General features: G+C 64.0%; 11 protein-coding genes. 9 read left to right on the forward strand and 2 right to left on the reverse strand.

The genetic code is table 11. The annotated features are described in order from the left end of the window. Positions 1-424 precede the first annotated feature (424 nt). The 6 genes from NKI01_RS17955 to NKI01_RS17980 all read left to right on the forward strand — a co-directional run bounded on the left by NKI01_RS17955 (position 425) and on the right by NKI01_RS17980 (position 6,726). Positions 425-1,810 carry a M20/M25/M40 family metallo-hydrolase gene (locus tag NKI01_RS17955; protein ID WP_352483602.1) on the forward strand — a complete coding sequence of 462 codons (1,386 nt, stop codon included), beginning with the start codon at positions 425-427 and terminating at the stop codon, positions 1,808-1,810. Between the two features lie 103 nt (positions 1,811-1,913). Beyond that, a complete protein-coding gene (locus NKI01_RS17960) occupies positions 1,914-2,534 on the forward strand; it encodes a ribonuclease D (protein ID WP_031193995.1) in 621 nt (206 codons plus the stop codon). A 204-nt stretch (positions 2,535-2,738) separates the two neighbouring features. Continuing rightward, entirely contained in the window at positions 2,739-2,990 is a 252-nt protein-coding gene (locus tag NKI01_RS17965; RefSeq protein WP_352483601.1) for a hypothetical protein, read from the forward strand. A 291-nt stretch (positions 2,991-3,281) separates the two neighbouring features. Then, a complete protein-coding gene (locus NKI01_RS17970; RefSeq protein ID WP_352483600.1) occupies positions 3,282-5,534 on the forward strand; it encodes a transglycosylase domain-containing protein in 2,253 nt (750 codons plus the stop codon). Between the two features lie 3 nt (positions 5,535-5,537). Next, positions 5,538-5,876, forward strand: a complete 339-nt coding sequence (locus tag NKI01_RS17975) for a hypothetical protein (protein WP_352964131.1) — start codon at positions 5,538-5,540, stop codon at positions 5,874-5,876. A 97-nt stretch (positions 5,877-5,973) separates the two neighbouring features. Then, positions 5,974-6,726: an SDR family NAD(P)-dependent oxidoreductase gene (locus NKI01_RS17980; protein WP_023718933.1), complete on the forward strand. Its 753-nt coding sequence runs from the start codon at positions 5,974-5,976 to the stop codon at positions 6,724-6,726. 113 nt (positions 6,727-6,839) lie between these two features. Here the strand turns inward: NKI01_RS17980 and NKI01_RS17985 are convergent, their stop codons facing one another. Beyond that, on the reverse strand, positions 6,840-8,612 hold the full coding sequence (locus NKI01_RS17985) for a cation:proton antiporter domain-containing protein (RefSeq protein ID WP_352964134.1): 1,773 nt from the start codon (positions 8,610-8,612) through the stop codon (positions 6,840-6,842). Positions 8,613-9,063: 451 nt separating this feature from the next. Between NKI01_RS17985 and NKI01_RS17990 the strand changes: the two genes are divergently transcribed. Beyond that, the gene (locus NKI01_RS17990; protein ID WP_023718935.1) at positions 9,064-9,561 is read left to right on the forward strand and encodes a GNAT family N-acetyltransferase; all 498 of its coding nucleotides are present in this window, start codon (positions 9,064-9,066) and stop codon (positions 9,559-9,561) included. Positions 9,562-9,981: 420 nt separating this feature from the next. On the opposite strand, the gene NKI01_RS17995 is transcribed toward NKI01_RS17990, so the two are convergent. Next, complete coding sequence (locus NKI01_RS17995; RefSeq protein WP_023718936.1) at positions 9,982-10,431, reverse strand: baeRF12 domain-containing protein; 450 nt, start codon at positions 10,429-10,431, stop codon at positions 9,982-9,984. Positions 10,432-10,872: 441 nt separating this feature from the next. Between NKI01_RS17995 and cysG the strand changes: the two genes are divergently transcribed. After that, complete coding sequence (gene cysG, locus NKI01_RS18000; protein WP_352964137.1) at positions 10,873-12,324, forward strand: siroheme synthase CysG; 1,452 nt, start codon at positions 10,873-10,875, stop codon at positions 12,322-12,324. Beyond that, positions 12,321-12,626, forward strand: a complete 306-nt coding sequence (locus NKI01_RS18005) for a DUF2849 domain-containing protein (protein WP_023718938.1) — start codon at positions 12,321-12,323, stop codon at positions 12,624-12,626. Before cysG ends, NKI01_RS18005 begins: the two co-directional genes overlap by 4 nt. Positions 12,627-12,673 lie beyond the last annotated feature (47 nt).

Genomic DNA, 12,673 nt, shown 5'->3' on the forward strand with positions numbered 1-12,673 from the left:
CAGCGCCGCGGTCCATGCCAAAGGCGGCTTGCGCCAAGGGTTCCGGCAACACCCTGACAAATGGCGTGTGAGCTTGGCCGGCCTGGCGGCTTGGCCGGAGCTTTGTTCGCTCACGCCTATGTTACAAAAGTGTAATTTTTGTGCCCTTGAATCGCCACGTTCGCAGACACAGATAAACGCCATCGGCAGTTTTCGCCGAAGTCCGGAGCAAGGCCCGTCCCCCGCCTATCCCGGACACTTGCGGCAGCCTATCCCCCCTCTCCGGGCTGCCGCATCGTTTCGAGTAAGGCCGCCGTGGTTCCCCCTCCACCACGGCGGCATTTTTTTGCCTTTCGACCCGATCCTGCCCGTGGCCCAACGTTCGCGGGCTTTCCGTTTGGCCGCATGGGCTCTAGATTCGCCGCCAGAATCGAAAGGCCCGCCTATGTCCGCAGTTTCCCCTGTCCTCGACCGCCTCGACAAGAACTTCGACCAGAGCCTGGAACGCCTGTTCGGCCTGCTCAGTATCAAGTCGATCTCCACCGATCCGGACTACGCGGCCTACTGCCGCAAGGCCGCCGAATGGCTGGTCGCCGAGCTCAAGTTGATCGGCTTCGACGCCAGCGTGCGCGACACGCCAGGGCATCCGATGGTGGTCGCGCATCACGACGGGCCAGCCGGCGCGCCGCATCTGTTGTTTTACGGCCATTACGACGTGCAGCCGATCGATCCGATCGAGTTGTGGGAAAGCGACCCGTTCGCGCCGGCGGTCAAGGAGATCGAGCCCGGCCACAAGGTGATCACCGGCCGCGGCGCGGCCGACGACAAGGGTCAGCTGATGACCTTCGTCGAGGCCTGCCGCGCGTGGAAGCAGGTGCATGGCGGATTGCCGTGCCGAATCACGATCCTGTTCGAGGGGGAGGAGGAGTCCGGATCGCCGTCGCTGAAACCGTTTCTCGAGGCGAATGCGGACGAGCTCAAGGCCGATTTCGCGCTGGTCTGCGACACCGGCATGTGGGACCGCGATACGCCGTCGATCTGCGTCTCGCTGCGCGGGCTGGTCGGCGAGGAGATCACGGTGACGGCCGCCGACCGCGACCTGCATTCCGGGCTGTATGGCGGTGCGGCCGCCAATCCGATCCGCATCCTGGCAAAAATCCTGGCCGACATCCACGATGAGGATGGTCACGTCACCATTCCGGGTTTCTATGACGGCGTCGAGGAAACGCCCTCGCAGATATTGCAGTCGTGGCTGTCGCTGGGCGAGACCGCCGAGACCTTCCTCGGCCCGATCGGCCTGTCGATTCCGTCCGGCGAAAAGGGCCGCTCGGTGCTCGAACTGACCTGGGCGCGCCCGACGGCCGAGTTCAACGGCATCATCGGCGGCTATACCGGCAAGGGCTTCAAGACGGTGATCGCCGCGCAAGCCTCGGCAAAAGTCTCCTTCCGGCTCGTCCACAAACAGGATCCGGCAAAAATCCGCGCCGCCTTCCAGGCATTCGTCAGGCAGCGCGTTCCGGCCGACTGCTCGGTTGAATTCCATCCGCACGGCGCCTCGCCGGCGATCCAGCTTTCCTACGACTCGCCCTTTCTCGCCAAGGCCAAGCAGGCGCTGTCCGACGAGTGGCCGAAGCCGGCGGTGGTGACCGGCAGCGGCGGCTCGATCCCGGTGGTCGGCGATTTCCAGACCTATCTCGGCATGGAATCGCTGCTGGTCGGTTTCGGTCTTGACGACGACCGCATCCACTCGCCGAACGAGAAGTACGAGATGAGCTCTTTCCACAAGGGCCAGCGCTCCTGGGCGCGCATTCTCGAGGCGCTGACACGCTGAAATTGCGTCACAATCAACTTTGTGTTGATTTTTCACCGGATCACGGCAAGGACGGGCACGGCCCGTCGCGTATCGCTGCACGGGGCCGCGACCGGAGAAGACGATGAGCGACATACGTTTCCACAAAAACGATTTGCCCGGCCTGCTGCATTACGATGTCGGGGCGGTCGCTATCGACACGGAGACGCTCGGGCTGAACCCGCATCGCGACCGGCTCTGCGTCGTGCAGATCTCACCGGGCGACGGCTCGGCCGACGTCATCCAGATCGCGCCCGGCCAGAGGAAGGCGCCGAACCTCGTCAGCCTGCTGAAGAATCGCAGCATCACCAAGCTCTTCCACTACGGCCGCTTCGATCTCGCCGTACTCTACAACGCCTTTGGCGTCATGCCGGAGCCGGTGTTCTGCACCAAGATCGCGTCGCGGCTGACGCGCACCTACACCGACCGGCACGGGCTGAAGGACATCTGCTTCGAGCTTCTCGGGGTCGGCCTGTCGAAGGCGCAGCAATCCTCGGACTGGGCGGCCGAGACGCTGTCGCCCGAGCAGCTCGAATATGCCGCCTCCGACGTGCTCTACCTGCACCGGCTGCGCGACGTGCTGAGCGCGCGGCTGGCGCGCGACAACCGGACCAGGGAGGCCGATGCCTGCTTCCGCTTCCTGCCGACGCGTGCGAAACTCGACCTGATGGGCTGGGATGAGGAGGATATCTTCGCCCACAGCTAATGGCCTTCATGATAATTCTACTCCGGCGGCGATCTGGCGCAGTTTTCTCCGCTTCCGGTGCTCACGGACCCAAATGTCCGCTGCGCTCCGGTTCTCGAAAACCACGCCATATGTCTCGCCGGAGCGAATTCTCATAAAGGCCATCGGCCAGGAACCGAGGGCGCTTGTCCCGGCGCTCCGTTCGCTTCACCGGGAGGAATGGAAATGGCTGCGCGAAAACCGATCGAAACGGCACCCAAGGACGGTTCCAAGGTCACCGTCTACTGGCAGGATAGGGACGGCGTGATGAACGAAAGCATCGCGCAATACCGTTCGCTCGACCGGCTGAAGGCGGCCGGCGGCGACTGGGACGAAAGCGACGCCGGCTGGTGGGCCTATACGGACGGCCATACGCAAAAGAAGATCGAACCGATCAGCTGGCGGCCCGCCTCCGACGACCCGGACGCGGACGACTGAGGGTGGTCGCAACCGTCGAACTGAAGTGATTATTCTGAGGCGAAGCGTATGTTGTTCTTGCTTTGTGCCGGCAGCTATGCTATTAATCCCGCTATGGTGCTTATTGGCGCCAACGACCCGCCTGCCGAGGCGGGTTTTTTCGTTTCGGCTTTGGCACTGTCGCGAGCCGGGCGTGCTTCGCAAGTGATTGAATACAGTTTACTTCGATTTTTCCCGACTTAACCCGCCCTTAAATCGCCGCATCTAGTCTTCAACCCGAACGCCATAGGCATGGGGAAGACAGCACAGCGCATGGCGAACCGGAAAGACAGTCGCATCGAACCCAGCTTCGAGACATCGCCGGGGGCGAGATCCTCGGCCGGTTTTTCGGTGAGCGAGGAGGACCGCGTCGTGCCGAACAACCGCAAAGCCGCCGCAAAGCGCAAATCGACCAAGGCCAAGCCGTCACGCGGCGGGCGCGGCAAAGGCCGGCGCGGCGCGTTCGGCGTGCTTGGCCGGCTGTTCTACTGGTGCTTCGTGCTGGCCATCTGGGGCGGTATCGCCACTGCCGGCATCGTCGTCTATTACGGCGCGAAAATGCCGGCGGCCACCACCTGGGCCATTCCCGACCGCGCCCCCAACATCAAGATCGTCTCGGTCGACGGCCAGCTGCTTGGCAATCGCGGCATGAGCGGCGGCGAGGCCGTCGGCCTGCACGAAATGTCGCCCTATATTCCCGAGGCCGTCATCGCCATCGAAGACCGCCGCTTCTATTCGCATTTCGGCATCGACCCGATCGGCCTTTCCCGGGCAATGATGACCAATGTGCTCGGCGGGCATTTTTCGCAGGGCGGCTCGACGCTGACCCAGCAGCTGGCCAAGAACCTGTTCCTGACGCCGGACCGCACGCTGGAGCGCAAGGTGCAGGAAGTGCTTTTGGCGCTGTGGCTCGAGCACAAGCATACGAAGGACCAGATCCTCGAAATGTACCTCAACCGGGTCTATTTCGGCTCGGGCGCCTATGGCGTCGAAGCGGCCTCGCGCCGCTATTTCGGCAAGAGCGCGCGCGACGTCACGCTGTCGGAGGCGGCACTTCTCGCCGGTCTGCTCAAGGCGCCGTCGCGGCTGTCGCCGGCACGCGACCCAAAGGCGGCCGAGCAGCGCTCGCAGCTGGTGCTCGCCGCGATGCGCGACGAGGGCAAGATAAGCGCCAAGGAGATGACCACGGCGATGAGCGCGCCGGCGACGCGCGCGCCGTCCTACTGGACCGGCTCGGAAAACTATGTCGCCGATACGATCATGGAAGAACTGCCCGACCTGATCGGTGACGTGCGCCGCGACATCGTCGTCGACACGACCGTCGATCTGACGCTGCAGAAGCTCGCCGAGCAATCGATCCGCCGGCTGATCGACCAGAGCGGCAAGAAGCTCAATGTCAGCCAGGGCGCGCTGGTGTCGATCGACAATTCCGGCGCGGTGCGCGCCATGGTCGGCGGCTATGATTATTCGACCAGCCAGTTCGACCGCGCCTCGGAAGCGCGCCGCCAGCCGGGCTCGGCGTTCAAGCCGTTCGTCTATATGGCGGCGCTGGAATCCGGCCGTACGCCGGACAGCGTGCGCAATGACGCGCCGATCAAGATCGGCAACTGGACGCCCGACAATTACGGCGGCAAATATTTCGGCAAGGTGACGCTGGCGACGGCGCTGGCAAAATCGCTGAACTCGGTGGCCGCGCAGCTGACCATGGAAGTCGGACCGAATGCGGTGGTCGAGGCGGCGCACCGCATGGGCATCCAGTCCGAGCTGACGGCCAACACTTCGATCGCGCTGGGCACCTCGGAAGTGACGCCGCTGGAACTGACCTCGGCCTATGTTCCCTTCGCCAATGGCGGCTATAAGCCCGACATCCATTTCATCCGCCGCGTCACGACGAGCGACGGCAAGGTGCTCTACGAAAACAATGGCGGCGGTGCGCCGCGCGTCGTCAAGCCCGATGTCGTCGGCATGATGAACTCGATGATGACCGGCACGGTCGAGATCGGCACGGCCAGGAAGGCGGCGTTCGCCTGGCCGGCGGCCGGCAAGACCGGCACCAGCCAGAACTCGCGCGACGCCTGGTTCATCGGCTATACCGCCAACCTCACCACCGGCGTCTGGTTCGGCAATGATGACGGCAGCGCGATGAAGAAGGTCACCGGCGGCGCCTTGCCCGCGCAGGCCTGGCACGAGTTCATGGTCGCCGCGCATGAGGGCGTGCCGGTGCGGCCGCTGCCCGGAACCTGGAAATCGACGCCGCCCGACACCGTCGTCCCGGACGAGATACCGGCCGACACGGCACCGCCGGCGCCGGTCGCGTCCGTTGGCCAATCGGCGCCGCCTGCGGCAGCTACGCAGCCCGCTTCGCGTCCCGTGCGCCCTGCTGAGACGGTCGATGCCGGCGGCCTTGCCATGCCGGGCGTCGACAGTGCCACCGGATCGATCAAGCATCCGGTGCCGCCCGGCGAAGTTGGCGGCCCGGTCAAGAAGCGGCAGACCTCGATCCTGGACATTCTGGGCGGAGGTTAGGCGATGTCCGGTGAACCGGCCAAGCCGGCTGACGTCAAAGGATACAAGCGTCTAAGCACGTGGCAGTGGCTCTTGCTGCTCGGGATGACCGTTTGTGTCGTGATCATTCGGCATCTGCCGTATCTCTATTTCCCCAATCCGGCATACCTCGATCAGGAAAGAATCGGAGCGGTATACGGCTCCGTCATCATGGGTCTTTTGTTGCCTTATGGGGTGGCCTGGGGCGTTGCGCGTCTGGCCGGGCGCTCGCGTGGCGCGTTCTTAGGGGTTATCTGGACGTTGGCGGCTCTGGTCTTTGTTCTCAATCTCGGCCTGTATGTGCAGTGTCCGACCTGCTATTGAACGGTTGCCAGCAGCCACGCAACCGGCCCTGTGATCTTCTGGCGGCCTCTCGTCATTGTAACCATATTCGGTTAGATCACGCGCCGGAGACCGCGACATGGCTGAACCCGACACCAGAAAAACCATCGTGCTGACCGGCGCCAGCCGTGGCATCGGCCATGCCACGGTCAAGCGCTTTTCACGTGAAGGCTGGCGCGTCATCACCTGCTCGCGCCAGGCTTTTGCCGAGGACTGCCCGTGGCCGGCCGGCCCGGAAGACCACATCAAGGTCGATCTCGCCGACCAGGAGGATGTCGGCATCGCCATCTCCGAGATCCGCCACCGGCTGGAGGCGCATGGCGGCCAGTTGCACGCGCTGGTCAACAATGCCGGCATCTCGCCGAAGCTCAAGGACGGCAACAGCCGCATGAACTCGATCGACACGCCGATGCATGTCTGGCGCGACGTCTTCCAGGTGAATTTCTTCGCCCCGATCATGCTGGCGCGGGGACTGTTCAAGGAGCTGGCCTCGGCCAAGGGTTCGATCGTCAACGTCACCTCGATCGCCGGCACCCGCGTGCATCCTTTCGCCGGCACCGCTTACGCGACCTCGAAGGCGGCACTCGGCTCGCTGACGCGCGAGATGGCGCATGATTTCGGCCCGCACGGCATTCGCGTCAACGCCATTGCGCCGGGCGAGATCGACACCGCGATCCTGTCGCCGGGCACTGAAAAGATCGTCGAGACAATTCCGCTGAGACGGCTGGGCACTACGGCGGAAGTTGCCGACATCATTTTCTTCCTGTGCTCGCAGCAGGCGTCTTACGTGACCGGTTCGGAAATCCACATCAATGGCGGCCAGCACGTTTGAGCGGTTGGTTTTATCGATCGTTGACGCTGCCCCTCATCCCCCTGCCGGGACCTTCTCCCCGTGAAGAACGGGGAGAAGGGGCTTGACCGCTACGCTGGCGGGGCAGCGCAGGCTTAGGCTGCCGTGGGCGCTTTCGGTGCTGCCAAAACCTCCTCGACGATCCCGCGGGCGATCTCGCGTTCACCCATGATGACGGTGTCGGCACCAAGGCCCTTGAGGTGCTCGACCTCGGCATCGGAATGGGCGCGGGCGATGATCTCGATTGTCGGATTGGCGGCGCGGGCGCGCAGCACGAGCTGCCCGGCCTCGAAGGCGTTGGGGATGGCCAGGATCAGCCGCTTCGCGTCCTCAGGATTGGATGCGGCGAACACGTCGCCATTCGCCGCGTTGCCGGCCACGGTTTCGACGCCTTCGGCCTTGAGCTTCGCCAACGTCTTGTCGGCATCCTCGATGACGAGGAAGGGCAGGGCGGCCTGCCTCAGCGACGCGCCGACGAGGCTGCCGACGCGGCCGTAGCCGATCAGGATGGTGTGGCCGGTCAGCCTCGTCCTGGGCGGCGGGCCATCCTCCTTCGCGGGCGCCGCGACCGAAGCCACCTGGCCGGGTTCGGTCGCCGGGCCGATCGGCCTTGCTTCGCCGGACGGCGCCGTCCTGCCGGCGCGTGCTGCCAGCCAGGGTTTCATCCGGTCGTCGGCAAGAAACATCAGCGGATTGAGGACGATCGACAGGATGGCGCCGGCGAGGATGAGGTCGCGGCCTTGTTCGGGCAGCAGTTTCAGCCCGACGCCGAGTTCGGCCAGGATGAACGAGAATTCGCCGATCTGGGCAAGGCTTGCCGAAATCATCAACGCGGTTGCGACCGGATAGCGGAAAACGACGACGATGACGAAGGCTGCCAGCGACTTGCCGATAACGATGATGGCCAGCGTCGCCAGGATCGGCCAGCCATTGCTGATCAGGCTGAACGGGTCGAACAGCATGCCGACCGAAACGAAGAACAGCACGGAAAAGGCGTCGCGCAGCGGCAGCGATTCCTCGGCCGCCCGATGGCTGAGCTCGGATTCGCTCATGATCATGCCGGCGAAGAAAGCGCCGAGAGCCAGCGACACGCCGAACAGCTTGGCCGCGCCGAAGGCGACGCCAAGCGCAATCGCAAGCACCGCCAGCCGGAACAGTTCGCGCGATCCGGTATGGGCGACGTAGTGCAGGATCCAGGGGATAAGCCGGCGGCCGACCACCAGCATGACCACGACAAAGGCCGCGACCTTGGCCAGTGTGATGCCGACGACGCCCCAGACGCCGTAGCTCGCCGGCAGCGACAGCAGACCGCCGGAGTGCACCCCCACCTGCTCCTGGCCGCCGAGCACGCCGGCCAATGCCGGCAAAAGCACCAGCGCCAGCACCATCGCCAGATCCTCGACGATCAGCCAGCCGACAGCGATGCGGCCACGCTCGGTCTCGATCAGCCGCCGCTCCTGCAGCACGCGCAACAGCACCACGGTCGAGGCCACGGAAAGCGCCAGGCCGAAGACCAGCCCGGCGCCCATCGACCAGCCGAGCATCCAGGCGAGGCCGGCGCCAAGGGCTGTCGCGAAGCCGATCTGCACGATGGCGCCGGGCACGGCGATGGCGCGGACCGACAACAGGTCCTTCAGCGAGAAATGCAGGCCGACGCCGAACATCAGCAGGATGACGCCGATCTCGGCCAGTTCATTGGCGAGGCCGGCATCGGCAACGAAACCCGGCGTGTTCGGTCCAACCAGAACGCCGGCGATGAGATAGCCTACCAGCGGCGGCACGCGAAAACGGTTGGCAAGTGCGCCGAAGACGAAAGCCAGCCCCAGACCGGCAACGATGGTGGCGATAAGGGGCGTGTCATGCGGCATTGTCTATGGAGCGCCTACAGGAATTGCCATGTCGGACGTGCGCCGCCCGAAAGCCGCCGCCTCGGCAGTATGGGGGCTCGGACAGTCGCGAGACAACCCGCAATCCCCATGAAATCGATGGCAAAGAAGCAAAAGGCAGAGAGCCGGTAAGCGTTGCCACCCGGCGCGGCCTGCTCTAGGCAGGCGATTGATACGGAAAAGGGCTTATCCCGTTCGCGCAGGCAGACGCTGCTAATTGTGCATTGATAGAACTGGGATTCATCCGTTAGCAGACCGAAGCGGTCCTCGGGATGGAAGATGGGTGCGACGCATCAGGCACGATTCGCCAACCCGTGTCCTGTCAGATCGTGGCAGCCTCCTACTGCGCCACAGGCGTTTTTGAAGCCGGGCGCTTGCGGATGAGACAATCTTCGACAAAGACTTTGGGAAAGCGGAGAACCTTGGAGGAAGTATGGTTGAAATCGCCAATACAGCCGCAGAGCACATTGAGAGTTTCCATGCGGCTCTCGACGTTGTCGCGCGGGAGCGAAAATACCTGACCATGCTTGAAGCGTTCCCGCTTCCTGAGACACGCGATTTCGTTTTGAATATGATTAAGCAGCGAAACCCGCATATCGTGGCGACGGAAGGAGACCGCGTTGTGGGATGGTGCGACATCACCCGCCATTTCTTTCCATCTCACGCTCATCGCGGAAGTTTAGCGATAGGAATCATACCCGATTATCGTGGACAAGGATTGGGCCGTCGCCTTATCACCGCCGCCTTAGAAAAGGCTCGGCAAGAAAACTTCGTTCGCGTTGAACTCTCGGTGCACGCCGATAATAGCCGGGCCATAACGCTGTATGAGAAAACTGGTTTCGTTACGGAAGGTGTCCTCAGGCGTAGCGTTTGCATTGATGGTCGCTATGTCGACACCATCTGCATGGCCGTGATGCTCGACGGTCAATGACGATGCTGGCGCATCCCGACCGACAGTACGTTTTGTCGCCGTGATCCGGCCCCCGGTCAGCTTTGAACCGATTGGAACGTGGCGAAGGAGGCCCATTTCGACATCTTCCGGAGCGAGGCTTGGAGGGTGAACGTGCCGCCTTGTGTTTCTCTCCTCACCCTTGCGTCGGGGTGGGAGGGCGGAACGCTGCCCCTCATCCGCCTACCGGCACCTTCTCCCCGTAAGTGACAGGGAGAAGGGGCTTGGACGCAACGCTGGCAACCCCCTCTCCCCGTCTTTCACGGGGGGCCGAAGGACGGGCGAGACAAGCGGCTCGCCCCGGAATGGGTAAGGGTGAGGGGCAGCACAAACCTGATGCGATTGCCCTGGGCTGCTTCAGCCTCACGATCAATAAGGAATGTACGCACCGCCGATGCCCGATCAGGTCGCCTGCAGCAGGCTCTCGATATCGGGTATGCTGTGGTTGGTCAGCGTCTTTGGAATTTCGGCCGTTATCTTGTCGGTGACCTCCTTGTGCAGTTTCCGGCGCATGTCGCCCAGCACTGGCGGCGGTGCGATCAGCACGATCTCCTTGAAGGTGCCGCGATGCGCGAGCTTGTAGAGCCGGTCGGCAATCTCGTCGGCAAAACGCTCCTTGCCGAGGCGGTGCCAATCGGTGTCCTCGACCGCACTGCGGTGGACGGAAGGGCCGTCGCTGTAGCGGCCGGGGCGGTCCGTGCCTTGCTCTCGGGTTGCCGGATTTTCCTGCTCCATCTCGTGCACGACCTGAAGGTCGGGATATTGGACGTCTCCACGGTTCTCGAGGAACAGCGCCTTTTCGCCATCTGCCACCACGATCCACAGTCCGCGTTTCAGTCTGACGTTGCTCATGGGGCGCTCCTTTTTGATTTTTCAAGCCCATAGCCGGGCCTTTGCCCCAGGGGCATGACCGGGCTTGGCCCTATAGAGCAAACGCGTGCCGAGGCGTGAATGTTCCGGTACTCGGACCCGGTATCTCCGACAGGAGCCGGCGAGAGCGCCAGGCTGTCTTTGATGGCTAGGCTGGCATGCGGCGGCTTTAATCTACTAAATTGGTAGAAATTGGAAAAATCTGTTTTGTGGCTGGCTCGGCAAGCCGCTAGAAAGGCAGCGGATCAAGGGCCGCAACAGCAGCTTCAATCCGCTCCGCATCTGAATGTGGAATATTTTTCTCTTGGCCGTTATGCTTGCAGAAAAGAGATTGCCTGCTACGAAGCGATGCGCGAGTGGGTGCCTTCTGGTTTTTCGCGGCCCCGCGTAGAACTGGCAAACGGTTCCAGGATTCCGCTCGTCATGCCGCAAGCCAAGCCTAAGCTCAATGCCTTTCCCGTCTTCATGCGGGTCGAGGGCGAAGCCGTCGCCATCGTCGGCGGCGGCGAGGAAGCGCTGGCCAAGGCGCGGCTGCTCGCTCAGTCGAGCGCTGTGCTGCGCATCGTCAGCGATGCCGCAAGCGCCGATCTGCTGGCCTGCATCGCCGAGACGGGCGCCACCCACATTGCCGACGCCTATAATGCAGCACATCTCAATGGTGCGGTGATGGTGTTTGCCGCCAGCGGCGATGAGGCGCTCGACCGCCGCGTTGCCGGGGATGCGCGCCGGCTGGGCATTCCGGTCAATGCCGTCGACCGGCCGGAGCTCTGCGATTTCTTCACGCCGGCACTGGTCAACCGCGCGCCGGTCGCCATTGCCATCGGCACGGAAGGTGCCGGCCCGGTGCTTGCGCAGATGCTGCGCAGCCGCATCGACCGCATGCTGTCGCCCTCGCTCGGGCCGCTAGCGGCACTTGCCGCGTCGTTTCGCGGCGCCGCCGAAAAGCTGCTGCCGAAGGGCAATGCCCGCCGCCGCTTCTGGAGCGATTTCTTTGGCGGCGCGCCGGCCCGTGCCGTGGAGGCCGGCGAGCTTTCGCAGGCGCATGATGCCGCCGTCGGCCTGCTGCTTTCGAACGAACCGGCATCGGGCCATATCGCGCTTGTAGGCGCCGGTCCCGGCGCCGAGGACCTTTTGACGCTGCGCGCCCATCGCCTGCTGATGGAAGCCGACGTGATCGTCCATGACGCGCTGGTGCCGGAGGCCATCGTCGCCATGGGCCGCCGCGATGCCGAACGCCTGCCGGTCGGCAAGCGCAAGGGCTGCCATTCCAAGAGCCAGGCCGAGATCAATGCGCTGCTGGTCGAGCTTGGCCACGCCGGCAAGCGCGTCGTGCGGCTGAAGTCCGGCGACCCGCTGGTGTTCGGCCGGGCCGGCGAGGAGATGGCGGCACTTCGCGATGCCGGCGTCGCCTACGAAGTGGTTCCGGGCGTCACCGCGGCCTTCGCCGCCGCCGCCGATTTCGAACTGCCGCTGACGTTGCGCGGCGTGTCGTCGTCGATGGTGTTCACCACCGGCCACGACCTCAAGGGAAATTTGCTGCCCGATTGGGCAAAGCTCGCCATTTCGGGCGCGACGGTCGCCGTCTATATGGGGCGCTCGGTCGCCGCCGAGGTCGCCGGCCGGCTGATCGAAGCCGGCCTGTCGCCGGACACGGCCGTCGCCGTGGTCGAGAATGCCAGTCTTGCCAACCGCCGCCGTTTCCACGGCACGCTCGCCGACCTGCCGTCGCTGGAGGCGCGCGCCGACCTCAGCGGCCCGGTGATGACGATCATCGGCGACGCCGTCGCCGGCGCCAATTTCGAACGGTCCGAGCCGCTGGCCGCACACAGGCAGGACAGCGTGGCCCGTGCTGCCGCGGAAGGAGTGAACCAATGAAAGTGCTGACCGCGAACCGTCTCGCCGACGGCATAGCCGTCTGGTACGCCAATGGCGGCTGGGCCGAGATCATCGACCATGCCGACATCGCCCATGACAAGGCGGCCGAGGACCGGCTGGAGGCGATCGGCGCCAAGGCCTCCGCCGACAATGAGGTGGTCGACGTCAATCTGATCGACGTGACTGTGGTCAACGGCACTGTCGAGGCGGTCCGGCTGCGCGAAAAGATCCGTGCCGCCGGCCCGACCACCCGCCACGATCTGGGCAAGCAGGCCCGTCCGCAGGCCGCACGCGCGGCATAGATGACACAAGCATGATCCCGATCGTGCTCGAACGAAGAAAATAACGG

It is taken from the genome of Mesorhizobium sp. M0815, assembly GCF_040319995.1.
Classification (GTDB): Bacteria; Pseudomonadota; Alphaproteobacteria; order Rhizobiales; family Rhizobiaceae; genus Mesorhizobium.